This window comes from Desulfosporosinus orientis DSM 765, assembly GCF_000235605.1.
Classification (GTDB): Bacteria; Bacillota; Desulfitobacteriia; order Desulfitobacteriales; family Desulfitobacteriaceae; genus Desulfosporosinus; species Desulfosporosinus orientis.
On record NC_016584.1, the window covers coordinates 4734647 to 4760981 of the forward strand.

Sequence of the window (26335 nt, forward strand, 5' to 3'; positions counted from 1 at the left end):
AATCAATGTTGGCCCATGATCACAAGCTGCTTAGCCAAAGCTTCAATCCGTGTTAAGGTGTCGGCAATTTCTGCAACCTCAGTAGCGTGACTTTCCGTTACTTCTGTGAGTTGCTTAATCGCTTCGATTAAAAGGCCGACTGAGGATTGGACTTCCTGTACATTACTTTCGATGGCTTGAGTCGATGCATCCGTATCTGTGGCAAGTTTCCTGACCTCTTCTGAAACAATGGCAAATCCTCGTCCATACTCTCCTGCTCTGGAAGCTTCAATCGCTGCATTGATTCCAAGGATGTTACTCTGTTTAGAAATCTTCTTAATTTGCTGAGTTAATTCATTGGTTCTAGTCATTTCTTTGCTTACTTCTTCAGTTTCATCATCCATACTGTGAATGGTTGCGGCAAGCTCTTCAGTTGCACCCGATAGATTATGTGCAGAAGATGAAATTTTAACAACTGCATCAAGGATTTCCTGTCCTGTATTTAAAAGATTGTCATAATGCTCTAACGAACATGCAATTGCTATACATCCTGCTATTTTCGATCCTTCAAAAATGGGCAAAGCAATACCTACAAAAGGCACTCCAAACAAATCTTTGGTAACCCGCCGGACAACCCGTTGTCCACTTGTCAAAGCTTCTATCACATTAGACCCTTTGGTAGGCGGATTCCCGATTTTAGCTTTGGTATCAATAGTTTTTCCCGGGTAATAAGCAACAATTTTCTCAGTATCAAAAAGGGTAACTGCAACATCTTCCTCAAAGAATTGTTGTATTTCTCCAGCTATTATTTGATAAGCATCAAATTTTGTCACTTTCATACCCCCGTGTTATTACTATCTCTACTTTGCTAACTATTTCTTTAAAAACCTAGCCCATGTTCCGTGATTGATTATATTCGACATTATGCTACATAAAACCTTCAAAAATTAAGCTATAAATCTAAGATTACTGCTAAGTTTCTCACTTAGGAGCTCTTCTGGAATATTGTCGAAATTCTCTGGGTGTCATACCTGTCATTTTTTTAAAAGCCGCACTGAATTTTTGGATGTTTCCATATCCTACCTGCTCGGCAATTTTATAAAGTTTATTCTCAGAATTAAACATGAGTTTTTTTGCCTCTTCAACTCTTACCTTCATTATATAATTAATTAAATTAGTCCCTGTTTCTTGTTTAAATAATCGACATAGATACACTTTATGTAAGGATAACGCTCCCGCTATCTCTGAAAGACTAATGTCTCTGCTGTAATGAGTGTTAATATACTCGACGGCTGCTTTAACATGTCTGGTATATCGTTGAGTATCCTGTACCGTTCTTTGTCTAATGATTTGCGCAAAAACATTATTAAACCATTCTCCAATTTCTTCACAAGAGTTCAAATCTTCTACCTGTTGGAAAGGAATATAGTTACAACCAAATAATTCTTCATACCTAATGCCGTATGTGTTGACAAAATTGATGATTAAGCCGTACATATGGGCATTTATTTCTTTCAGGTAACTGTAATGTACATACCCTTGCAGATCTACTCCATATAGAATTCTCAATTCTTCCTCTACCTTAGCAAGGTTTTTCTGCTGGAGGTATGTATTTATTTTGGCAATTTTATCAACTACTTCCGAGTGAGTTAAGGAAGCATATTGATTCAACTTTGTATTGTAGAAGATGATTTTTTCCTTACCTAATAAAACCTTGTCTTTTACCGCTTCTTTTACTTCTTCATATCGCTTTATACTATCACAAAGCCTAAAGAACCCTTGACTGATTCCTATGGTTATCGTAAAATCTTGGACTTTTAGAAGACTTCTATAGATGCGCTGGGCTATTTGGAAGCTCTTTGAGATATGTTTTAATTCACTTGCACTCTCTTCTAAATTAGCAATCACGATAAACTCTCCGTTTTGATGATAAAAACATTCTCCGCCCAGACCTTCAGCCAAGATCTTCTCAATAGAACCACAAACTCTGTTCTCTAACTCAGCCCACCTATCATATCCTATATAAGAAGCATGCTTATCCAAGCAAACTAAAAAAAGTACAAAACAACTTGCCTTAAGGTTTAATTTGAATTCATTTAATAAAGCTGTCTTTTTGCTCATTGGCAGATCGTCTAAGATAATAGTCTTTAAAGCAACCGGCCTGGCAACCTGAAAAAGTTCTTCACCCGCGATTAACGTTGTTCTAAATGATTGGTCCAGGAGTCTTTCCTGTTCTTCCAATTCTATTTGAACCTTGTCCAGCGTTGTATAGACATCTTGTGGAGTCATCATATCTTTAATCAGATAGTCTGTTACACCTATTTGTATGGCTTCTTTCGCGTAAGAAAATTGCTCATGACAACTTAAAATTACAAATTTAGTCCAACGATTACGGTCCTTAATTGCTTTTATTAAAGATAGTCCATCCATTACCGGCATCTGAATATCTGTGATGATAAGGTCCGGAGCAAAATCATTATATTTTTCTAAAGCTTCTCGGCCATTTTTTGCTGTGGCGACAATTTCAAAGGCGGTGGAGTTCCAATCAATCAGATAGGTTAAGGTCTCTCGAGCCGGTTTCTCATCATCAACCACTAACACTTTCATTTTGACCATTCTTATTCCCCTTTAACGTTTATTTAGGGATATAAAACCAAACACAAGTGCCTTTTCCAACGCTGCTCTCAATTTGTAGGGTATAATCATCACCATAATACAATTTCAAACGAGTATTAATATTCTTTAACCCTATGTTGTTAAAACCCTTATTGGAATTTTGGAGAAGATTTTCACTGAAAATAGATTCTAATTTGTCGCTTTCAATGCCAACTCCATCATCAATCACACTGATTAATATCTTGTCACGAACTGCAAAGATGCTGATTTTTATAGTTCCTTTGCGGTCTTTGGGAATAATCCCATGAAAGAGAGAATTCTCTACAATGGGTTGAAGAATAAGTTTAGGAATCTGAGTTCTTTCAAGACAATCATCCAGGTTATATAGAACTTGAAAATCGTTATCATAACGATAACGTTGAATGTTAATATAGCTGTCTACAAGTTCCAATTCTTCATTAATTGAAACAAAATCCCTCGCCTCTGATATACTGGCTCGCAGCAATAAATTAAAGGAATGAATAATCTCTCTAATATCCTCTGCCCCTTTGAGTAATGCTAGATATTTGACAGCATTTAAGGTGTTGTGAATAAAATGAGGATTGATTTGAGCCTGCAACAATTCAAGTCTTAACTCTAAACTATTAACTTCAACTTTGATCTTTTCTTCATGCTCTTTATGCACTTGCTCCAATAAAGCCTTAACTTGATCCACCATATGATTAAATCCATGAACGAGACTCTTCAGTTCATCCTCTGTATTAGCATTCAAATGGCGAGGCCATTTCCTCTCTTCAAACTGAGTCATAGCTCTATTAATTTCAATGATTGGGTCTGTTATTTTTTTCGCTAACAAATAGGCTATAAAAATGCCAGCCAAGACACTAAATATCCCAATAATGTAGACAATATTTAAAATCAACGTTGAATCTTTTTTAACCTTGCCATAAGCTATTCCTCCGATAATTTTCCAATCCGGATAAGCGCTGAGAGATTGGCGGATAAGATAGTATTCCTCTCCATTGATCTCAAGGATTTCATGGTTTTTGCCGTCTCGAGACCCAAAGGCTCGGATTATATCATCCTCTTGCAGAGGAGTGCCAAATTTATTAATTACTTCATTCTTTTCATCAATGATGTAGGTAAAATCAAACACCTTCTTGTGAGTTTGACTTACATCTCTAAATAGCTGCTCTTTATTGATATTAATTAATAGATAACCAAATAGCTTAAAATTGTAATTGCTCATATATTGGCTGAAAAACGTTATCTCAGATTTTTCAATGTCATTAATGCTGTCTAATCGATTGGGGAAGTTGGTTGGAGCAGAAAAAGCGTTAAACTTTCCTGAGGCAATAAACTCATCGAAATCCTTATAATCAGCTATGATTTCACGATAGGGATATATCTGATATAAAGGATCACAAATTTGTTTATCTAAATTAGTAGCAAAAATCGAGGTCACTGAAGTGTAAGCATAAACACTTTTCTGCAAAATATCAGAGATTTTTTTCATTGTAGAGTAGTCGTTCCAAAAAGTCTCATCTTCTAGATTCATTAATTGTTGTAACTCTTCATTATCACGAAGATTATCACAAATTCCTAGTATTGTGGCTATCTCCTTATCCATGTCCATTGTGATAATCTGCATTTTTTGATCGGCTATGGTTCCTGTTTGTTCAATGAGCTTTTTATTGTAAACCCAGCTGATGGAACTGGCGATGGCCAAAATAATAATCACGATAATACTAGAAAAATACAAGGCAATTCTTACTCTAATATGCTTAACCTTAGGAAGTCTAATGGTAATCCCCCCCGGCAAGCACTTTTTCTAATTCTAACTGAGAAGTTTCTTTAGCTTCTTTTAAAGCAGTCTCCGCAGAGACATTTTGAATTTCTACTTTTTCTGCTGCAACCTTTAATGCCTCGTAAATTTTTCCTCCTGTAGGATCATAAAATACTTTTGTCGCTATTTTAGTCTGCTCATAAGGAACCATGATCTGAGGGCTATGGTTGGCAAACCTCTGAAAGCTCTCAGTCTGCATGGCAGATTTTCTTACAGGCAAATAACCTGTTTTAATAGACCATCGCGCAGTCACTTCTGAACTTGTCAGATACTTGATCCAGGCAAAGGCTGCCTCTTTTTGATCTTGAGAAACACTTTGCGGGATACATAGAGCGCGAGCATGAGCAACAGCACGAGGAAATCCGTCATATCCTTCCCAACCAGGTTGAACATGTGCTCCTATAATACTAAAATCCAGTTCACCCTGATCACCGCTGGAGCCGGTATAACCGGCAGCCCTCCCCTGCAAAACATCATGAATAGTTGCGTACCAGTACTCCCAGCCTTCTCCTCCATAATTAACCTTCATAATTTTATCTTCATTAATTGCCTTACGAAAATACTCCCATGAATCGATCCAAGCTGGCTCATCAATGAGAACAGTTTTGCCGTCAGGGCTTAGAAATGTTCCTCCCCTGCTGATGGCTGCATCGATGAGATCCTCAGGTCCCTGAATCGGTTCCCATCCATAAACTAAAACTTCTTGGTTGTTTTTGATAGTCAACTTATTAGCAGCCTTGGCCAGCTCTTCCCAGGTATTTAAGGATTCAGGCTTAATACCAGCTAATTTAAAGATGTCTTTACGATAATATAGAACTTGTGTCGTACCATAAGCAGGCAAAGCGTAAATATGACCATTAAATTCTCCTTGTTGAATAAAAGAATCAACAAAATCCTCTTTATGAAAATTAGGCTCGTGTTCAATTAAAGAATCTAAGGGACTTAAAGCACCGACATTGGCGAAGAATTGCATTCTTTGATCTTCCAGCAACACCACCGCCGGGGGTTTCCTCCTAACAATGGCGGCTCTTAACGCTTGAGCTGTTTTTTCGTAGTTTCCCTGAGCAACTCCTACTACTGTCACCTCCTTTTGCAGGTTGTTGTACTCATTGATAAACTCTTTCATAACCTCTCCAATGTGGCCGCTTAACCCATACCAAAATTCTATCTCTGTGGCTTCTTCTTCTTTTTCTGCTTGTCCAATGGGTTCATGCACACAAGCAACGAGAAAAAATCCGATTAAGATGATTAAACATAACAAGGTTATGCTTTTTGACCGTGTATAGGGCACAGATTCATCCCCTCTCAGAGTGCTGTGTCAATATTTATTTCTCAAAATTTATTGTACAGTATTTTTCAAATTATTAAAGATAATAAAGAATCTTAAGTTAATAATTTATAACTTAAGTTAACAATTGGTAATTTAAAGAATATTCGGCCACTGCTATACTATTGCTGTGTAATATTCTTGCTGTAAAATCTATGAAAGGAGATAATAGGAAACAGTATTTATGTGGCATTAAAGGATTCAATTATAAAGGAGTGTTGATCCATGTTTAAGAAGAACTGGTTAAGCAAATTCTCAATTTCCTTAATCGTATGTTTAGTCATGGCGTTATCAACCGTTAACCTAAACCCAGCTCTGGCTTCTGAAGACACTTCAACTCAATTAACCAACCTAAAAATCCTAGATAAGGGTAACTGGGCGCCTGCAACTCGGCAAGCCCTGCAGCGTCTGATTCAAAGCAATGGTCTCAACAGTTCGGATTACAATCCCAATCAAAAACCCTATGTTGTCTTTGACTGGGACAATACTTGTGTTTACGCAGACACAGAGGAAAGCACCCTGATCTATCAGTTGGAGAATTTAAAGTATAAAATGACTCCCGAACAATTCAGGATTGCTTTTACCAGTGGTAATAACGCATCCATACCGGAAACTGATTTCCTGGCCCCTTATCTTAATGAAGAAGGACAGCCCGTAAACATCACTAAGATCGCCAACGATGTTTGCAATGATTACCAGTTTTTCTGGGATAATTATCGAGGGTTAAATCCCAATGCTGCTCATGACATGACCTTAGCTGAGATCAAAGAAACGGAGCAGCTCAAAGACTTTGAAGCTAAATTTTGGTTTACCTATAGTGCTATGGATATCACCTTTGGGTATGATATATCCTGGACTTGGCTCCTGAACTTTTTCACAGGCTATACTCCTGCAGAGCTCGGGAATTTAGTATCCGAAGCCGTAGACTATGCAGCTTTACAAGACATTAAAAATGTTTATTTTGATAGTAACTTGCCTGGAGAAGCAGGAATTATAAAGAATAGTAATCCTGAACTAGGAAACTATTTTAGACAAGGATTAAGAGCCACACAAGAAATAAAGGATTTAATGACAACCCTGCGAGAAAATGGTATTGATGTCTATATTTCTACAGCTTCCCTCGACGGTGTTATTCGAGGATTTGCCTCTAATCCTAAGTATGGCTATAATGTACCGGCTGATCATGTCATTGGAATGCGTCTTAATTTAGACAACCATGGACGATATTTATCCACTATTCCCGATCCTGATACTTATGCGATCAATGCCAAACATGGCAAAGCTGTTAACATTAATAACCTCTTAGTCCAGGAAAAAGGAATCAATCCTATAATGATTATCGGTGACAGCGACGGTGATTATGAAATGATGACAGATTTATCAGGTTACAATGATGTCTACAGAATCAATCACTTGCCTCCCGTAAAAATGGTGGTCATCATTAATCGATTGAAAAGCGGAACTATTAGGGAATTGTGTGTCAGTGCTGCCTCTCAAATAGGTTGTCCTTACCCCTTTATACTTCTACAAGGAAGAAATGAAAATACAGGCACCTGGATTCCTAATGAAAAAACGATTAAACTCGGGAAAAGTGAACCTGTCTTACTAAAGTAAGAAAACCACTTTAATAAAAAGAAAATCTCTAGAACCTAATAATGGCTTCTAGAGATTTTCTTTTTTATACATTTTGTCAATTGTTTTAGAAATCAGTCTCAAAGAACTCAAGAAAAGAAAACCCACCATTTTGAGTTTCCCAATACCAATCTATCTTTTGATCAACTGTTAAAGAAATCGTGAATCTACTTGTCGGAAGTTATCTTCAGGAACTTTTGTAAGCTGTTCCAAGGTTTCTAAAATATCGGGTTTATCCTTGGGGATATTTCCGTTGACCCAAGCAAAATTCGAGACATGATCACTATATAGTTGAAAACTGCCCGTTAAGTTCGCTACCAAAAGGTGGGTTTCTTTGATAGCTTCGTGAGGGCTTAACAGATGGAACCTTCCTTGTTGATAATCTTCATAAAGAGGAGTACCTAGCCAAGGAACGTAAGTACGCAATCTTACAAAATCCGGAGTTAATGCATTAAGTACTCGGGCACTTTCTAAAGCATGCTGCTTTGTCCTTTCACGACCGCCAATCCCTATCAAAATGTATTCACTCAGTTCAATACCTGTTTCTTTAACTTTACAACCTTCCTCAATGATTTCTATTGATGTACATCCTTTATTTATATTACGAAGAGTTTCATCATCTCCGCTCTCCATACCAGAGTGAATACGAGTTAAGCCGGCATTTCTCAAACGATGAAATTCATTCTGCTTTTTCAGCTTAAAGTACTGTGCTGAGCCATAGACCGTCATTCTTTTTAATTGAGGAAATAATTGATTGGCATAATCGAGAATCGCAGCGAGTTGATCCGTCTTCATTAAAATAGTATTCCCGTCAGGAAAAAAAACGGACTGAACATCATTTCCAAAATAATTTCGCGCTTCTCGCAAATCCTCTTTGATTTCCGCCACAGACCGAATGCGGAATTTTGTCTTGCGATACATCCCACAAAATGTGCATTGATTATGAGGACAGCCGATGGTTGCTTGGATAAGTAAGCTGTCCGCTTCGCTAGGGGGACGATAAACCGTTCCTTCGTAACGCATGTCTCCAACTCCTTTCAACCACTCAACTAAAAAATATGCATTTGCATATTAAAAATTTTTTCTTAGTCTAAATTACACGAACACCTAGATATTCCCTGCTTAATTAAGCTAATTAATCTTAGAAAAAAGTATAGTAAATACACCTTAATAATGACACCCCTCAAATCAAACTTAATTTGAGAGGTGATTTTAATTAATGTATGCCTGTTACCAACAAATGACTCCCAAAGCACTCCAAGTTTTTCTGCCTACGATTCCATCCTGGACAAGACCCATTGTTGCCTGAAACGCGAGAACAGCAGATTTTGTAAGTGGTCCAAAGATTCCATCGATATTTCCTTTGTAAAATCCTTTCGTCTTTAAAAGGCCTTGCAGCTTCACTACAGCTGGACCGGTATTACCTTGAGCAAGAGTAGGACAATGATTCTCTGGCGGTTTCTCACAGCTTACTCCTAAGGCTGTCCAAGTCATTTTTCCGACAATACCATCTTGCACTAGACCGCAGTTTTTTTGAAATGCAAGAACAGCGGATTCCGTAAGGGGCCCAAAGATACCGTCAATTTTTCCAGGGGCATATCCAGCAGCTATTAACTTGATTTGCATTTTTTTTACACTTGCACCGGAGGAACCTTTTTTTAGCAAAGGACAATGGTATTGTCCTTTAATGACATTTCTGTTATGCAATTCAATGCCCTCCTTTTTTCTTAGCATATGTATACCTCGTTGAAGTGGTACTTCAGATTTTTGCTAAAATAATCTAAATTTTTTATATTATTTTAATTTATCGGTATATACAATATAATCCGATTTATGATAATATTCAATTAAGTGAATTAAGGTTCATTTTCGGTTGAATTTGAGTCATATTTACCCTATCGATACATACTTAAAAGTCAGGTGAAAGAATCTCGAGCATTTCTTTATAGCAGCGCATACTCGATTTCAACCAAATTATTACGAAATGGCAGGCGACTATAACATGAATGTAAAGCCGGGAACAGTTATTAATGACGTAAAAAAGTGTGTTGATGAGATTATCCATTATATTGGCAAAGAGATCTTTTTTAGTATGCCTCTGGCCTTAGGGAAGCCTGTACTCTTCATTAATGAACTCTATCGTCGGGCTAAGGAAGACCCAGAACTAAAGCTAACGATAATAACCGCTCTCACTCTCGAAAAGCCAAAAGGGCATACGGACTTGGAAAGACGTTTTTTAGGGCCTTTAGCTGACAGAGTCTTTGCAGGAGTTCCTGAGTTTGACTTTATGCTGGATTTTAGGGCCGGGAAGCTCCCCAAAAATGTTGAAATCTATGAATTTTTCTCTAAAGCCGGGGGATATTTGAACAACCCCGTCGCTCAGCAGAACCACTTAGCAAGCAACTATACTCATGCTAATCGTGACGCTTTAGCCTTAGGTGGCAACGTCTTCGCCCAATTGGTTGGGTTCCGGGAAATTAACGGTAAGATGATGTACTCTATGAGTTGTAATACAGATGTAGGTCTTGAAGCTATACAAAATTTAAAAGCTCTCAGGGCTCAGGGGAAAAAAGTAGCCATCATTGCAGAAGCAAACAAAAATATGCCCTTCATGTATGGAGACGCTGTTGTTGAAGCTGATTCCTATGACATAATTCTTGAAGGTCCACAATTTGACTATGAGTTATTTTGCCCTCCTAAAGACCCCGTTGCTCTTGCGGATCATATGATCGGTATTAATGTCAGTACTTTAATTAAAGATGGAGGAACCATTCAAGTGGGGATTGGCGCCCTGGGTGACGCAATTGTTTCCGGCCTAATCATGCGCAATGAACAAAATCCCTTGTATCAGGAAGTTTTAGAGAAAACAGGAATTAACAAACGCTACGGAAATTTAATTGCTGAATGGGGCGGAACCGGTGTTTTCAGGAAGGGGCTTTATGGTTCTTCAGAAATGTTTGTTGATGCCTTTATGCAAATGTATAAAAGCGGGATTCTAAAAAGGAGAGTCTTTGAGAGTATCCCTCTGATGAAGCTCATCAATTCCGGGGAACTGACCCCTGAGCACATCCCCTCCGACATAATCGATCAGCTCATAGAAATCCAAGGAATTCATCCTAATCTTAGCGAAGACGACTTCAAGTTTCTGGTTGATTTTGGAATCTTAAAACAAGGGCTTCGATTCGAAAAGGGCTTCATCTTTGATGAAACTGCCCAATATTCTGCCGATTTAAGCATCGAAAAAAATCGCCTTGAGATCCGCCATTTGCTGGGCAAAGAATTACTCGGGGGCCAAGTAATCATAGGCGCATTTTTCGTCGGACCCAAGGCATTTTATCAAGCTCTTAATGACATGAGTGAAGAAGAACGAAAACTTTTCGGCATGTCTGGAGTTGAGAAGGTTAACCAATTGTACGGCGGAGAAGAATTACGAACTTTACAGCGAAAAGATGCACGTTTCGTCAATACGGGAATGATTGCCACCGTCCTTGGTGCTATTGCTTCCGATCAGCTTGAGGATGGCCGCGTTATCAGCGGAATAGGCGGTCAATATAATTTTGTAGCCATGGGGCATGCCCTGCTTGATGCCCGAGTCATTATGATGATTAAAAGCACTAAAGGTTACGGCAAAACTCTTAAATCAAATATTGTTTTCAAATATGGCCATTGCTCGGTACCAAAACACCTTAGGGATATCATTGTAACTGAATACGGAATTGCCGACGTCCGCAGTAAACCTGAAAAACAAGTGATTGCTGAGCTCATTAATATCGCTGATTCTCGTTTCCAAAAACAACTTCTTGAACAGGCAAAAAAAGCGGGAAAAATACCCCCGGATTATGAAATTCCCGAAGAATACCGACATAATACCCCAGAGAAAATCACCGCTCTTCTTAAACCTTATCAATCCCAAGGAGTTTTCCGGCCCTTCCCCTTTGATACGGATTTAACAGAGACAGAAATAGCTCTGGGAGGAGCTCTTAAGAGTTTAAAAAAGCTTTCGACTGGCAACCGTTTCAAATTGGTCAGCGGGATAATCAAAGAATTCACAAGACCTATTCCCGCCTCAGCCTATCCCTACATGAAGAGACTGAAACTCCATAAGGCTTCCTCAGTACAAGAACGCGTTATGCGGAAATTGGTCGTTTTTGCTTTGAGAAATAACAGTCTTCTTAAAAATCTCCATCCTCTGCCAGAACACATTAACAATCAAGTCAGAAATACTCAATCACTATAAACCTGTCATTTCTACATTCATCCATTTGTTAGTAAACATCAGCTTCTTCCCTACCAAGCTGGAAGCGAGCTGATGTTTTCGTTATGCTTACAAACAAGCCCAGCTGAGTCCCTTAACAAATTCTTAACATTTGTAACCTATATTGAATAAAAAAACTTGATATAATATATCAGGTTGTTTTAGGTTCAAATCACAATTAAGATATTTTAGGGGGATAAATGTTACTACAAAGGATTTCTCAAAATACACCAAACTTCAAGCTGGATAATAGACTTCTGAATATATGTTTAGTCATGGGTCTCCCTTTATCGATGCTGTTTGCTTTGGATGCTACCTATCGGGGAAATATATTTGACACACTTCACTGGATAAGGCAATATCCAAAACAATTTGCCCTTAGCTATGTCTTGATGTTCGGATTTATCAATTTGTTCTATATTCTGCATCGTAAGATTTATACCGGGATAGGGGTATTATTCCTGTCTTTTTTCTCAATAGTCGGTTTCATAAGCCGAGAAAAGTTAATTCTCAGAGGGGAACCCCTGCTGCCTTGGGATCTCATTCTCAGCAAAGAAGCTATGAGTATCTCTAAAGCCATCGACGGTAATGTTCAATTTATGCCTCTTTTGCTCATTGGCATCATAACCCTTATTCTTTTGGGATGTATTTTCTTAATTCCAAAGGAAAATTTCCGCTGGCGGGGAAAGCTTGCCCCCTCTGTCTTGTCTCTTGTCATACTTCTTTCCTTTTATACAGGGACAATCTCTTTAGAAAAGAGTTTTTCCCTCCAGCAGATTAACTGGAGCCAAAAGTTGAACTACGACGAAAACGGCATGCTTCTGGGCTTTATCCTCAATACAACCTATCTGGCCGTTGAACCGCCTAATAATTATCAACAAGATGCTATTCAACAGATCATTGACCAGGCTAAACCAAGCTATACCGTTGACCCTAACTTTAAGCCTAACATAATTTTTGTCATGAGTGAGGCTTTTTGGGACCCCACACTGTTAAAAGAAGTCTCCTTTAGCGAAGATCCCATTCCTTATTTTCACTATCTGCAAAAAACTCAAACCCAAGGAATAATGTTATCTCCGGTTTATGGCGGAGGCACTGCCAACACAGAATTTGAAGTCTTGACAGGTTTATCAACTCAATTTCTCCCCAGAGGTGTCATTCCTTATGTGGAATATGTGCGAAAACCTATTGAAGCCTTACCAACCGCACTAAATCAACAGGGATATGAGACTGCAGCCATCCATACTTATGATAACTGGTTTTATGGGCGAAACAATGTTTATAAATACTTCGACTTCAATAAGTTTATTAGCAAAGAGTTTTTTAATAATCCGGAGTATAATGGTCAATATATTCGCGATACTGAGCTATCCAAGCGGATTCTTGATGAAATCCAAAAAACGGATAAACCTGATTTTATCTATGCCGTTTCTATGCAGGCCCACGGACCTTACTCCTCAGAGGAAACGGAACATCGTATAACAACCAGCGGAAACTTAACAAAAGATTCTAAAGCCATCTTAGAGAACTATACAGAAACAATTTCAGATGTTGATCAATCTCTCAAGCTCTTGATTCAAGGATTAGAGCAAATAAATCAGCCCTCCATTGTTGTGTTCTTTGGGGATCATCTTCCAATGCTTGGAACTAACTATGATGTTTACAAAGAAGCTCATTATTTTCAAGATGAGATCACCTATGAGGATTATCTGAATATGCACAGTGTCCCATTTGTGGTTTGGGACAACTTCTCAGATAAAAAAGATAAGCTTCGCCTGTCATCCAACTTTCTTGGTTCCTATGTTTTGAAACGTGCTGAGAAAGCAGGAACATTAACCACAGACTTTTTAAGCACCCTTTCCGCAAAAGGCTCCAGTGTCATCATTAATAATCATCATATGGAGAAGGAGAAAATATCAGAAACGGATATCACTGATTACCAATTGCTTCAATATGACCTTCTTTTTGGTGATGAGTATGCTTATCAGTTTAGACCTGACCACAAGCCGCCAATTAACAGTGACTACGTATATGGCGACGGTCCTCCCCTCATCGTTAGTGCAGCTTCTCCCCATACTGGGGTAATTGAACTGGAAGGGGAAAATTTTACGGAAGAGGATCAAGTCTATGTCAACGGTCAGGTTGTTCAATCTACCTTTGAAAATCCAACTCGTATTTCAATTAGCTTACCTGAAGGTATGAAGAAAAGCTCAGAAGACCTTGAAATTAAGTTGAAATTGGCCGATAGTATGGGGCATGTCATTTCTGAATCCAATATTTTCAAGATGGCGTCATTCTCACCATAAATTGATAGTTCAATTGAATTGCACTATGGTTTCCAGAATTCTCTAAGAGGATCATTTCCTCTTAGGGAATTTTTTTACGTGAAAATAATTCTATCTGCCAAACCTTTTCAGTAAGTTTAACACTTTTGTTTGATAAGTTGTAATAATATAAAAATATGGACAATTTAGATTATTATTCTTACAATCCTCTCTTAAATATGATAAAATTTACCTGAATGAACTCTCATTCAGGTAAATTTATATTAGTCGTTAGTTACTGATGAGCCCTTAAACGTCAAAAACTATTGCATCTTAATTTTAGATTGGGGGGTAGCATAGAAAAGGTTCATCGGTAGAGTAACAGTCAGTCTGGAGATGCTCTCATTTTTCTGGAATTTGTTGAAATGGCAGGTGACTATTCAATGAAAGAAAACTCGGGAATGATCTATGACGATGTAGCGAAATGCGTCGATGAAGTTATTCATTATATTGGCAAAGATATAACCTTTGCCATGACTCTTGCTCTAGGCAAGCCCGTTCAGTTTATTAATGAGCTTTACAGACGAGCCAAAAAGGACCCGGAAATGAAACTCAAAATTATTACAGCTCTTTCACTGGAAATACCTAAGGCTGGTTCTGAACTTGAAAAACGGCTGATGCAGCCTATCCTGGACAGAGTTTTTACCGGGGTTCCTGAATTTGACTACATGTATGATTTCAGAGCAGGAACCCTCCCTAAAAATGTAGAACTTTATGAATTCTATTCTAAAGCTGGAAGCATGTTAAATAATCCAATGGCCCAACAACTTCACTTATCCTCTCACTATACTCATGTTGTACGTGATGCTATAGCTTTAGGCACGAATGTGTTTGGTGAGCTCATTGGTTATAAGGAGATTAAGGGAAAAACCCTCTATTCCATGGCATGTAACACGGACATATCTCTCGAAGCCGTACGCAAAATGAAAGAAATGCGAGCTAGCGGGCGCAAAATAGCCATCATCGGAGAAGCCAATAAAAATATGCCTTTCATGTATGGAGATGCCGTAGTCGAAGCAGAAACCTATGACATGATTCTCAAAGGCCCCCAATACGATTATGAACTTTTCTGCCCTCCTAAAGATTCTGTAGCTCTTACGGATCATATGATTGGAATTAATGTCAGCCCCTTAATTAAAGATGGCGGCACAATTCAAGTGGGAATTGGCGCCCTGGGTGACGCAATCGTTTCAGGGCTTATTTTGCGCAACGAACATAACGCTTTATATCAGGAAATACTGAATAAAGCTGGAATAAATAAGCGATATAAGGACCTGATCAGCCGTTGGGGGGATACAGGCACCTTCAAAAAAGGGCTTTATGGCTCCTCCGAAATGTTTGTCGATGCTTTTATGCAAATGTATAAAAATAAAATACTGAAGAGAAAAGTCTTCGACAGTATCCCTTTGATGAAACTCATTAATGCCGGAAAGCTCGACCCCACTAACATACCTGATGACATTATTGATAAGTTGCTTGAACTAAAAGCAGTGCATAAAAAACTAAAGAAAAAAGATTTTGATTTCCTTACTGAATTCGGAATTTTGAAAAATGGCTTGTCCTATGAGAATTATTGGATTCTCGATGGAAAGACTCGCTATTCGGCGGATCTCAATGACGAGAAAAACAGGCTGGAAATTCGAAAGCTTCTGGGCAAAAAACTTCTTCAGGGTACCGTAATTTTAGGGGCTTTCTTTTTAGGCCCTAAAGCATTCTATCATGCCCTCAACAATATGAGTGATGAAGAACGGCAATTATTTGCAATGTCCTCTGTCGAGAAAGTAAATCAGCTTTATGGCGAGGAAGAACTGCGAACACTTCAGAGAAAAGATGCCCGTTTTATCAATACCGGTATGGTTGCCAGTGTTTATGGGGCAATTGCTTCTGATCAGTTAGAAAGCGGTCAGGTGGTCAGCGGCATCGGCGGACAGTATAATTTTGTGGCTATGGGACATGTCCTTCCTGATTCCAGAGTTATTATTATGATTAAGAGTACAAGAGGTTCCGGTAAAAGCGTAAAGTCCAATATTGTCTTTAATTATGGCCATTGCTCAATACCTAAACATATGAAGGATATCGTTGTTACTGAGTATGGGATTGCCGATATTCGCAGCAAACCTGAAAAGCAGGTGATTGCCGAAATGATTAACATCGCTGACTCTAGGTTTCAGCCCCAGTTAGTTGAACAAGCAAAAAAGGCCGGTAAATTACCCATTGATTATGAAATTCCCGAAGAATATCGTAACAATACTCCCCAAAAAATTCGCGATCTTCTTAAACCGTATCAATCTCAAGGATTATTTCCTCAATTTCCTTTTGGCACTGATTTATCCGACATTGAAGCAACCCTTGCCGGAGCTCTTAAGGGTTTAAAAGGGATAGCCAAGGGAAGCCGGCTTAAAATGACGAGAGGAATGATTTTGGAGTTGTTTAGGCCAATCCCTGAATCCGCTCAATTGTACTTAGAGCGAATGAAACTGCTCAACCCCTCGACGATGAACGAGAAGTTCATGAGGAAGACCGTTGTATTTGCCTTAAGAAATGCTAATCTGCTTCACCCTTCCCTTCAGCCCCCCCTTCAAATCTCAAATCAAATGAGAGGCTGATTATTTATCCCAAAGAGAAACACATCTATGGTTTTTAGCAGTTGCTGCTAAAACTATAGATGTGTTTTTATGAATAATTACTTTTTGCCTAATTCTTATTGTAAATAACTACCTCTCTTCCCGATCATAGGCCAGCCCTAAAGCTCCAGGCGCTGTCAGACGCCCTTTCTGGCGAGCTACGACAAAGACAAGAATGATAACGGTAAACAAGTACGGCAGCATTTTTAGGAAAAAAGGAGACATTTGTATCCCTAAAACCTGAAGGCGAAATCCAAGGGCATCAATTCCTCCAAACAGATAGGCACCCAACAATGCTCTCCAGGGATTCCATAAAGCAAAGATGACCAAAGCTACTGCGATCCATCCTCGGCCTGCTGTCATATTTTCTAACCAGCTGGGAGCATAGGCTAAAGACAAATAAGCTCCTCCTATCCCGCCTAATGCACCGCCGGTAATGACATATATATATCTTAAAGCAAAGACATTTAGGCCAAGAGCATCCATAGCTGCCGGATTTTCTCCCAATGCTCTAAGATTCAGACCCGGTCTGGTATGGAACATAAAATACCATATTAGAATAACCAAAGCATAGCTAATATACACTAAAGCGTCATGCTGAAAAAAAACCGGACCAATAAAGGGTATGTCAGCCAAAGGGCCCAGTGGGACCACATCAAAAGGTTTGGGAACAGGAATTCCTATATAAGCCTTGCCAAGGTAGCCGCTAAACCCTGTCCCAAAAATGGTAAGAGCCAAACCGCTAACCACTTGGTTTGCTCTTAAAGTAATGGTTAAGAAGGCATGAATGACGGCAATCGCACCTCCGGCCGCCATAGAGACCAATAAGCCAATCCAAGGATTACTTGTGCTCACTGCTGCCATAAAACCTGTTACAGCACCTACGAGCATAATGCCTTCAACACCTAAGTTGATGATTCCGGCCCGTTCTGTAATAACTTCCCCAAGGGCAGCGTAGAGAATGGGAGTTCCTGCAATCACTGAAGCCGCCAATAAAGGGATCAGGAAATCTTGGATACTCACTTGTTTAATTCCTCTCCTTTCTGGCTCATCAGCTTAAATCGATAATTCGTAAAGATTTCGCCTCCTAAGACGAAGAAAAGAATTGCTCCCTGCAGCATAGTGGCAACTGCAGCGGGTACCCCCTCTACCTGTACGGCATATCCTCCCACTTGCAATGCCCCAAACAAAAATGAGACGATCAGGATTGCCAATGGATTGAGTTTACTCAGCCAAGCAATAATAATTCCTGTATAGCCATACCCCGGGCTAATGCCATGCTGCAGCTTGCCAATAATGCCGCTGACTTCAGTCATTCCGGCCAATCCAGAAATTGCGCCGCTTAGAAACATTACCATGAGAATATTGCGTTTTATATTCATGCCCGCATAACGTGCAGCTTTTTCACTAGAGCCAATCACATTGATGCTGTAACCCCAACGAGAATAGTTGAAGACAATCGTTAAGATGACAGCAAGAGCCAAGGCAAAAAATAAACCCGCATGAATACGAGAATTACCCAATCCCGGCAGCCTTGCTGCCTCAGCAAAGGTAGCTGTTATTGGAAAATTGGAACCCTCCGGATCTTTCCATGGCCCATAGACTAAGTAGTCCACCCAAAGAATTGCCACATAATTAAGCATTAAGGTTGTAATAATCTCATTTACTTTCCAAATCGCTCTTGGAACTGCAGTCAGGAAAGCCCAAAGTCCTCCGGCGATCATGCCCAGGACCATCATTCCCGGCAGCATAATGTAAACAGGCAGTGAGGGATAGGTTAGGGGCAGCCAAGCTGCAGCCATAGCTCCCATGTAAAACTGACCTTCAGCACCTATGTTCCATAGTTTCATCTTAAAGGCCAAGGAAATACCTAAAGAAGTTAACATCAAGGGAATAGCTTTCACCATGGTCTCTGTAAGTCCGTATTTGGAGCCTAAGCTGTCTGAAAACATTAATGAATACACAACCAGAGGGTTTTCCCCGGTCAAGGTCAAGAAAAGAGCCCCTAACAGCAAGGCTAACAGTACGGATATTAAAGGTATGATTAAAACCATTACCGGCGAGGGCGTCAGGCGTTTTTCCAGCTTAATTCTGAGCCGGTTCATTGGCGTTCATCCTTTCTCTGTCCGAACTGGAACCTGTCATTAGGAATCCCACTTCTTCTAAGTCAGCTTCTTCCACAGGAAAGTCCCCAGTTAGACGGCCGTCAAAGACAACCCCTACACGGTCAGCTAATTTAAATATTTCATCAAGGTCTTCTGAAATCAGCAAGATTGCAGTTTTATGAATCTTCAATTCCAAAAGTAATTTATGAACAGCCTCAGTCGCTCCGATATCTAAGCCTCGGGCCGGATAAATAACCACCATTAATTTAGGGGAGCTAGAAATTTCACGAGCTAATAACAGTTTTTGCAGATTGCCTCCAGACAGCACTTTAACAGGCTGCCGTAAGCTCGATATCTTAACTTGGTATTGTTTAACCAAATTCTCAGCATTACTTAGCACCGCCTGGGATTTCAAGAGCCAACGTCCCGAGAACTCAGGCTGATAGTAGTTTTTTAAGATAAGGTTTTCTAAAGCATTCAGGTCTGGTACCAGCCCCATACCTAATCGGTCTTCAGGCACATAAGCAACCCCTAGGTCAATGATGGTTCGGGGGGAGAGATTGCTTATATTCCTGCTGTTTAAACGAACCTGCCCACTCTCAACTCGGCGTAAACCGGCAATAACTTCCGCCATTTCCCGTTGTCCGTTGCCAGACACACCTGCCAAGCCAAAGATTTCTCCTTCCCGCACACATAGAGTCATTTCACGCAGGCAGGGAAGACCCATGTCATTAAAGGCATTTACCTTATCTAGTTCCAGTACGACCTCCCCTACAGGAGAATTGTCTCGATCATACTTCGAAGCCACCGCTCTGCCAACCATTAAGCGGACCATTTCTTTGGCATTAATCTGGCCACGTTCCAGTACCCCAGCTAACTTTCCCTGTCGTAACACGGTAACTCGATCTGCAACCGCCTCAACCTCATTTAACTTATGAGTGATAAGAACTACCGCACATCCTGCAGCTGCCATTCGACGCAGATTTTCGAACAACTCCCCTGCTTCCTGCGGAGTCAATACAGCAGTGGGTTCGTCCAATATCAATACCTTGGAGCCGCGATAAAGCATGCGTACAATCTCAACTCTCTGCTTTTCTCCCACAGAAAGCTGCCATACTTTAGCATTTAAGTTAATGTCAAGACCATATTTTTTGCCAAGTTCATTAATTCTTGCTTTAAGTTCTTTATTAGCAAGAAAAAATGTGTTACCTTTTTCCCCTAAAGTAATATTTTCAGCAACTGTAAAGGGTTCAACTAATTTAAAATGCTGATGAACCATTCCTATACCGCAAGCAATAGCATCTCTGGGGGAACGGAATTTTTGCTCGACTCCGTCCATCAGAATCCGGCCGCCATCCGGCTTATAGAGACCAGCCAGTACAGACATTAAAGTGCTTTTTCCCGATCCATTCTCCCCTAAGATTGCATGGATTTCACCAGGATTTATGTCAAGGTCCACATGATCATTAGCCAGCACGCCGGGGAATTTTTTCACAATTCCCTTTAACTGGATTAGGGATTGGCTCATTTCAGTCCCCCTCAATTCAACTAAACAATTTCCGGCAAAATATTATGAAAACAGCAATAGTCGGAGAATATGCTCTAAGGTCACCCTTAGAGCATATTCTCAGTATAGACGCACATTTTGTCAACCGAATTTTATTTGGGGATGGTTCCGTCTACCCCTTCAACAAACCAGTCAAGTGAAAGCATATCTTGATCGGACATAACTTGACCTTCAGGAACTTTTACAGCTCCGGTCTGATCTTTAATAGGTCCGGTAAAGACATCCCATTTGTTGCTGACAATTTTTGCTTTAGCATCAGCTACGAGCTGCTTGGTTTCATCGGAGACCATAGGGCCGTAAGGAGCAATATCAACAATACCATCGCTCATAGGACCCCAGTATTGATCACTTTTCCAGGTCTTATCCATAACAGATTTTACAACTTTCTCGTAGTAAGGACCCCAGTTCCAAACTGCAGAGGTCAATACTGCTTTAGGTGCCATTTTGGACATATCCATATTATAGCCGATACCATATTTGCCGGCTTCTTCAGCAGCCTGCATAGGTCCAGGTGTGTCTTGGTGCTGTGCAATAACGTCTGCACCCGCTGTCAGCAGGCTCTTAGCAGCATCTTTTTCCATGGCAGGATCATACCAAGTATTAGTCCAAACTACTTTTACTTTTGCATCGGGATTGACAGAACGAACCCCGAGGGTAAAGGCATCAATACCGCGGATAACTTCAGGAATCGGCATAGCTGCAACGTAACCAATCAGGTTGCTTTTAGTTGTTTTGCCTGCCACGATCCCTGTCAGATAGCGGGCTTGATACATGCGGCCAAAATATGTTCCGACATTATCCGCTGTTTTATAACCTGAGTTATGCATAAAGGTTACATCAGGATAGTTTTTGGCAACATTGATGGTTGGATCCATGTAGCCAAAACTGGTTGTGAAGATAATTTTATTGCCTTTTTCAGCAAGCTGAGTAATAACACGCTCGGAATCTGCTCCTTCGGGAACGGATTCCATTATCGTTGACTCAACTTCAGGAATTTTTTCTTCTAAGTATTTACGGCCTTGGTCGTGAGCAAAGCTCCAGCCAGCATCACCGACAGGTCCCACGTAAACAAATGCGACTTTAATTTTTTCTTTGGCTGCATCACCAGCAGGAGCTGCAGTATCTGCAGACTTTGTACCACAGCCAGAAATAACTAACAGCAATGATACAAGCAAAGTGATAAAAGCTGCACTTTTTCTTTTTAAGTTCATCTCAATAATGTCCTCCCTTTTTCTTTCTCTGCGTTCATTTTTTAAGTAGTTGATTGAGTACTGTCACCTCCTCTTGTGTTACAAGAAAAGCTTTCCAGAGACTATCATCTCTAGAAAGCTTCGTTGCTAAATTACTACAGTACTAGTTACATTATATTACCTCTAATTATAAATTACAATGATTTCTTACAGATGTAAATTCTGCTTCAGATAGTAGAAAACTGGTGTATTTTAAATTGATTCATAAAAATATTTTATAGAAGATTTCCACAAAGCGCATTGGCAATGCCTCAGATACAGAAAAAGCATTTGCAAGCTCTAAGTGTGCAAATGCTTTTTCTGTATCTGAGGCCATATTATCCTGAATAACTTATACTTTACCGTAGACAATTCGCTCGCGAAGCTCACCCATCATTGCGGGAACATTAATACTCATAGGGCACCGTTCAACACATCTGCCGCAGCGCAGGCAAGAGTATGCCAGCGGTGCTGCCTTTTCCATTCCTCCAGCTACAAAAGCCGTCCAAACTGTACCTATGCCACCCATGTAGGTGTGCCCAAAATGACCTGCTGTCACTTGAAAAACCGGACATTCGTACATACAGCCTCCGCAGCGCAGACAATGGAGGGCTTGGCTGAATGTTTCCTCTTGAGCCATATCCTTTCGTCCATTATCCACAAAAATGACATAGAATTCTTTGGGACCGTGTGCCCCATAGGTGGTTACTTTTTCAATATCTCCCGTCTTGCTTGGTCCGCTGACAATATTAACATAACCGGGAACTCCGTATTGAGCATAACGCCAGGTAACTTCTGCTACTTTCATAGCATCCTGGAAGGTGGGTACTAATTTTTCCACACCAACCATAACGATATGAACCGGAGGCGCCCCTGTAGCTAAACGGACATTTCCTTCGTTCTCAATGATAACCATGGCGCCGGTATCTGCTGCTACAACATTCGCTCCGCTGATGCCGACATCTGCTGTAAAATACTTTTCACGCAGGAAATCCTTTACTACTTTAACTTCTTCGGCAATATCAGGCGGTACTTCTTTATTGAAAAACTTCGTGAAAACTTCGGCAACCTGTTCACGGGGAACATGAATTGAAGGGGAAAGAATATGCATGGGACGTTCCTTACGCAATTGAAGTATGAACTCTCCCAAGTCCGTCTCCCAAACCTCATTGCCATTCTCTTCCAAGTACTCCCGCAAGTGCAATTCTTCGCCAAGCATGCTTTTCCCTTTGACAACGGTTTTGCCTTTGCCAATGATACCTAGAGCTAATTCAAGAGCAGCCTGATGGTCCTTAGCGTAAAATGCTTTTCCTTTATTGCGCTCCACAGAAGCCATAGCCTGCTCTAATAAGCTGTCTAAGTTAGCCATAGAGCCGCGCTTGATTTCTTGAACTTCCTCTGCCAGCGCAGGTGTGTGGGGAAAGCGTTCTAACGTTTCTGAAACTGTATTACGATAAGAGGTTACCGCCCTTGAGATAGCGGTTCGAATGTTTTTATCCTCACTTGCTGCATCTAGGGACTTGGCATAATTCACAAAGTCCTTTCTTAAATCCATGGTCATGCATTAACCCCCCTGTATAGGAATTCGATTAAATCCTCAATGACTGCCGAATCTCCTTTGGCTAGTCCACCTTCCAGAGCTGACAAACAATAGGGACAAGACGTTAATATATGTTCTGAGCCGCTTTCCTTCAATTCAACGACTCGTCGGCCGCCAATAACATGAGATAACTCTGGGAACAACATTTTAATGGGCCCGCCGCAGCACGAAGTCCATTCTCGATTCATAGGCGCCTCTTTAACCTCCGCCCCGACGCTTACCAAAATATCTCTTAATTCCTGATGAATACCCAATTCACGAGCCAGCCGACATGAGTCATGAATGACTACCGAATCTCCCGAGGAAATTTTGCTCAATTTATCTCTTCGCTCCCAAATGAGATCAACATAAGTGCGAATTTCAAAATCAAATCCCTCAACCATTTTCGGATAAATAAACTTAAAAACTTCAGCAGCATGAGGAGATAAGCAGACAATGGTCTTGGCACCGCTTTTCTTAATCACATCAACCACTCGCTTAACATAATCCTTCATATCTTTCATATAACCTAATTCATAGAGCAAAGCCCCGCTGTACAGTTCCTCGTTCCCTGAATAACAAAACTCATACCCTAATCCTTGAAGAACTTTTGCTGCTTTAAAACAAACGGAGTTATACCTCTCCTTATCCTTTGCAAGAACTGAAGCATACATTTTCTCGGGGCTAATCCCAGTTTTATTCAATATGTTTCGTGCGCCCATCATCATTGAAAACATTTTGCTGCCCTGATCAAGATGAGTAATGGTCTTGACCAAAGAATCAATAAAAGGCAGCATTTGATATTCCCCGCCTGTGTAAAAAAGCAGCTCTCCTTTTGCCGGCAATTTAAGATCCTTTGCCCAAGAGGCAACCTCAGAACCTTTTAAAGCCAGCGGACTGCCATGTTTAATAATATTTTCACTTATCACATCAAGTACCATTGGCATTTTCGTTTCCAAAACCCAACACGTCCTCCCCTAATATACTGCAGTTTAAATGCTAATTTTTTATACTTTAAGCATTTTTCTCCAATAGAAAGCGCGCATCGAATTCCTCTTAGCGCGCCATCATTATTTACTCTAACTTAAAAACCGTTTAGCTGCACATATTTAATTATAATAAAAATCAATATGAAAGTAACCCTTTTCATGCATTGTATTTTGTATTCCTGTCTTAAAACAAACAATGCTCAAAAGTTTCATTATTTTTATATTTTTGCGTATAATAAATTTTGGAATTCGCTCATTCTCCACAGAATTCTTTTATTCGATTTCTTGACAAGCAGTTTAATGACGTTTATTGTACACTTAATAAAGGAGAGAAAATTATATTAACCAATTCCTCTGGAGGAATCAAATGAAGGACAAATACACCATTATTTTTATTCCACCCGATCATTCGAGCACACGTCAGTTTCAGATCTCTAGGCTTGGAAAAAAGTATCTTTACCTTGGCTTGTTTGTAGTAAGTATGATATTTATTGGATTGCTTGCCGGGAATCTCTATTTAAACTATTATCTAAGAGAACTTCAACCTACCATTGATCACATTACTCAGCTTCAATCAACTATTGAAGAGCGGGATCGAGAAATCACCGACTTAAACCAAAAATCTACTCAAATAAATGAAGATCTAACAAAAATTACAGAGTTAGAAGACAAACTTTCTTCAATTTTACAAATACATCCGACTTCCCTCAGCCGTGGTATTAGCTCCGACACTCCCAACTATATATTGACCAAGCCTGCTGTCCTAACCCCTGACCAAAAAATCAAGAGTCTGGGAGAACATCTAAGTCTTTTAGAAGGATATTATGAAGCGGCTGTCCAGCAAAAGGAAAGACTTGACCACACGCCCAATATCTTGCCAGCAGAAGGAGAAATCACATCATCCTTCGGTTATCGCAAAAACCCCTTTGGTGGGTGGTCAAATGAATTTCACAATGGAATTGATATTGCCTGTTACTATGGAACCCCTGTTTTAGCCACAGCCGACGGAGTTGTCACTTTTGCCGGTCGGAACCCTATTTACGGACTTAGAATTGACATAGACCATGGTAATGGAGTAACCACCTTTTACGGACATAATTCCCGTCTTCTTGTTAAAGAGGGTGATCAAGTGAAGCGCTATGACCTTATCGCCTACAGTGGTAATTCCGGACGAAGTACTGGAGCTCATCTCCATTACGGAACCATTGTTAATGGAAAAAATGTTGATCCTTTATCGTTTACAATAATTACAAAGGAGACTCAAGGAAATGTTTAAAAAGCTTTCGACCCCTCAACATAGCGGAGACACAACCCTCATTGCGGCAGAGTGTCAAATTAATGGCTCTATTTCCATTAATGGAAATGCAAGAATTGATGGTAATATTGAAGGAACGATTCAGGCAACCGGCGACTTGATGATTGGTGCAACTGCCTATTTAAAGGCAGATATTGAGGCTGCTACTGTATGTATTGCCGGAGAGGTCCATGGTAACATCAAAACAACGGATCTTCTGGAATTAAATTCCACAGCGCGTTTATATGGAGATATTAGCACAAGACAATTTAAGGTTGATCAAGGTGCCCAGTTTACGGGCAGAAGTCAACTCCTTGAAGAGCCGGCTCCCCCTCTCATTGTTCATGAAACCGGCAAAGAATCCCGCCCGGCCAAGGAATCCAAAAAAGCTTCATCACGAGCTTAAAGACAAAGGACCGTTTACCCATCACTTCGATAAACGGTCCTTTTCTTACCTGAAAAAAACATCCTGATAGGGGGTCCACCTTCTGTCTGGCTCTGGAGCGGAGCGCTTTTTTCGCTATGTTAATCCGTGCGAAGACCGTGTCTTCGTCGTACAGCACGCGTCTGCGAGTTCCGCCGCTGCCTCGCTGGACGGTTCGCGAACCGTCGGCGCTCGTCTTAGCGCGGCTCCACTGACGCATCCACTTAGCTGAAAAAGCGCTCCTCCTGCCTGTTTATTGGGAGCGGAAGGGGACGGGTTAGGTTTTGCGAATCTTTAAGCATTTTTCGTCATCTGCTGGTGCTGCGACAGCGGCATGGCAGGCTACCCTGAAAAAAGACCTCAAAAGCATGCCCGAAGAACACCAGACCCGAAAGCAAGGGCAGCTTCATCCACAGGAGCGAACCCATTGCATGGAGAGGCGGTAAAAGCCCACAAGACGGCGCGGGGGAACGGAGCCACAGGTTAACATCAGGTACTACCCGAAGGTTTGGCGGAGTCCCGCGCCGGCGAGTGGGCGAGCCTCG

General features: G+C 40.4%; 19 protein-coding genes. 7 read left to right on the forward strand and 12 right to left on the reverse strand.

Going from position 1 to position 26335, the window contains the following annotated elements; all coding sequences use genetic code 11:
• Positions 1-2: 2 nt before the first annotated feature.
• The 4 genes from DESOR_RS21835 to DESOR_RS21850 all read right to left on the reverse strand — a co-directional run bounded on the left by DESOR_RS21835 (position 3) and on the right by DESOR_RS21850 (position 5732).
• Complete coding sequence (locus DESOR_RS21835) at positions 3-812, reverse strand: methyl-accepting chemotaxis protein (RefSeq protein ID WP_014186764.1); 810 nt, start codon at positions 810-812, stop codon at positions 3-5.
• 148 nt (positions 813-960) lie between these two features.
• Positions 961-2595 (reverse strand): response regulator transcription factor, encoded by a 1635-nt coding sequence (locus DESOR_RS21840; protein ID WP_014186765.1) that lies wholly within the window; start codon positions 2593-2595, stop codon positions 961-963.
• A gap of 19 nt (positions 2596-2614) precedes the next feature.
• On the reverse strand, positions 2615-4336 hold the full coding sequence (locus DESOR_RS21845; RefSeq protein ID WP_148265311.1) for a sensor histidine kinase: 1722 nt from the start codon (positions 4334-4336) through the stop codon (positions 2615-2617).
• Positions 4337-4394: 58 nt separating this feature from the next.
• Entirely contained in the window at positions 4395-5732 is a 1338-nt protein-coding gene (locus tag DESOR_RS21850) for an ABC transporter substrate-binding protein (protein ID WP_014186767.1), read from the reverse strand.
• A gap of 261 nt (positions 5733-5993) precedes the next feature.
• On the opposite strand from DESOR_RS21850, the gene DESOR_RS21855 reads away from it, so the two are divergent.
• The gene (locus DESOR_RS21855) at positions 5994-7382 is read left to right on the forward strand and encodes an HAD family hydrolase (protein WP_014186768.1); all 1389 of its coding nucleotides are present in this window, start codon (positions 5994-5996) and stop codon (positions 7380-7382) included.
• A gap of 168 nt (positions 7383-7550) precedes the next feature.
• On the opposite strand, the gene DESOR_RS21860 is transcribed toward DESOR_RS21855, so the two are convergent.
• Together DESOR_RS21860 and DESOR_RS21865 are read right to left on the reverse strand one after the other, a co-directional pair.
• Positions 7551-8423 (reverse strand): radical SAM protein, encoded by an 873-nt coding sequence (locus DESOR_RS21860; protein ID WP_014186769.1) that lies wholly within the window; start codon positions 8421-8423, stop codon positions 7551-7553.
• Positions 8424-8630: 207 nt separating this feature from the next.
• Complete coding sequence (locus tag DESOR_RS21865; RefSeq protein ID WP_242832385.1) at positions 8631-9107, reverse strand: peptidoglycan-binding domain-containing protein; 477 nt, start codon at positions 9105-9107, stop codon at positions 8631-8633.
• 295 nt (positions 9108-9402) lie between these two features.
• Here DESOR_RS21865 and DESOR_RS21870 point away from each other — a divergent pair, with 295 nt between their 5' ends.
• The 3 genes from DESOR_RS21870 to DESOR_RS21880 all read left to right on the forward strand — a co-directional run bounded on the left by DESOR_RS21870 (position 9403) and on the right by DESOR_RS21880 (position 16585).
• Positions 9403-11637 carry an acetyl-CoA hydrolase/transferase C-terminal domain-containing protein gene (locus tag DESOR_RS21870; protein ID WP_014186771.1) on the forward strand — a complete coding sequence of 745 codons (2235 nt, stop codon included), beginning with the start codon at positions 9403-9405 and terminating at the stop codon, positions 11635-11637.
• Positions 11638-11855: 218 nt separating this feature from the next.
• Positions 11856-13961 carry an LTA synthase family protein gene (locus tag DESOR_RS21875; protein WP_014186772.1) on the forward strand — a complete coding sequence of 702 codons (2106 nt, stop codon included), beginning with the start codon at positions 11856-11858 and terminating at the stop codon, positions 13959-13961.
• A gap of 401 nt (positions 13962-14362) precedes the next feature.
• Positions 14363-16585 carry an acetyl-CoA hydrolase/transferase C-terminal domain-containing protein gene (locus DESOR_RS21880; protein WP_014186773.1) on the forward strand — a complete coding sequence of 741 codons (2223 nt, stop codon included), beginning with the start codon at positions 14363-14365 and terminating at the stop codon, positions 16583-16585.
• Positions 16586-16693: 108 nt separating this feature from the next.
• On the opposite strand, the gene DESOR_RS21885 is transcribed toward DESOR_RS21880, so the two are convergent.
• From DESOR_RS21885 to DESOR_RS21910, 6 genes are all read right to left on the reverse strand, one after another.
• The gene (locus tag DESOR_RS21885) at positions 16694-17626 is read right to left on the reverse strand and encodes an ABC transporter permease (RefSeq protein WP_014186774.1); all 933 of its coding nucleotides are present in this window, start codon (positions 17624-17626) and stop codon (positions 16694-16696) included.
• Positions 17623-18708: an ABC transporter permease gene (locus DESOR_RS21890; protein ID WP_014186775.1), complete on the reverse strand. Its 1086-nt coding sequence runs from the start codon at positions 18706-18708 to the stop codon at positions 17623-17625. Before DESOR_RS21890 ends, DESOR_RS21885 begins: the two co-directional genes overlap by 4 nt.
• Complete coding sequence (locus DESOR_RS21895; protein ID WP_014186776.1) at positions 18689-20236, reverse strand: ABC transporter ATP-binding protein; 1548 nt, start codon at positions 20234-20236, stop codon at positions 18689-18691. Before DESOR_RS21895 ends, DESOR_RS21890 begins: the two co-directional genes overlap by 20 nt.
• 131 nt (positions 20237-20367) lie before the next feature.
• Complete coding sequence (locus DESOR_RS21900; protein WP_014186777.1) at positions 20368-21486, reverse strand: BMP family ABC transporter substrate-binding protein; 1119 nt, start codon at positions 21484-21486, stop codon at positions 20368-20370.
• A 370-nt stretch (positions 21487-21856) separates the two neighbouring features.
• Positions 21857-23065 (reverse strand): LUD domain-containing protein, encoded by a 1209-nt coding sequence (locus DESOR_RS21905; RefSeq protein WP_014186778.1) that lies wholly within the window; start codon positions 23063-23065, stop codon positions 21857-21859.
• Complete coding sequence (locus DESOR_RS21910) at positions 23062-24042, reverse strand: (Fe-S)-binding protein (RefSeq protein ID WP_014186779.1); 981 nt, start codon at positions 24040-24042, stop codon at positions 23062-23064. The genes DESOR_RS21905 and DESOR_RS21910 overlap by 4 nt, the downstream gene beginning before the upstream one ends.
• 397 nt (positions 24043-24439) lie before the next feature.
• On the opposite strand from DESOR_RS21910, the gene DESOR_RS21915 reads away from it, so the two are divergent.
• The 3 genes from DESOR_RS21915 (at position 24440) to DESOR_RS29500 (ending at position 26236) form a co-directional block, all read left to right on the forward strand.
• Complete coding sequence (locus tag DESOR_RS21915; RefSeq protein ID WP_014186780.1) at positions 24440-25348, forward strand: M23 family metallopeptidase; 909 nt, start codon at positions 24440-24442, stop codon at positions 25346-25348.
• Complete coding sequence (locus DESOR_RS21920; RefSeq protein ID WP_014186781.1) at positions 25341-25772, forward strand: bactofilin family protein; 432 nt, start codon at positions 25341-25343, stop codon at positions 25770-25772. Before DESOR_RS21915 ends, DESOR_RS21920 begins: the two co-directional genes overlap by 8 nt.
• 302 nt (positions 25773-26074) lie before the next feature.
• Positions 26075-26236 (forward strand): hypothetical protein, encoded by a 162-nt coding sequence (locus DESOR_RS29500; protein WP_158309062.1) that lies wholly within the window; start codon positions 26075-26077, stop codon positions 26234-26236.
• Positions 26237-26335 lie beyond the last annotated feature (99 nt).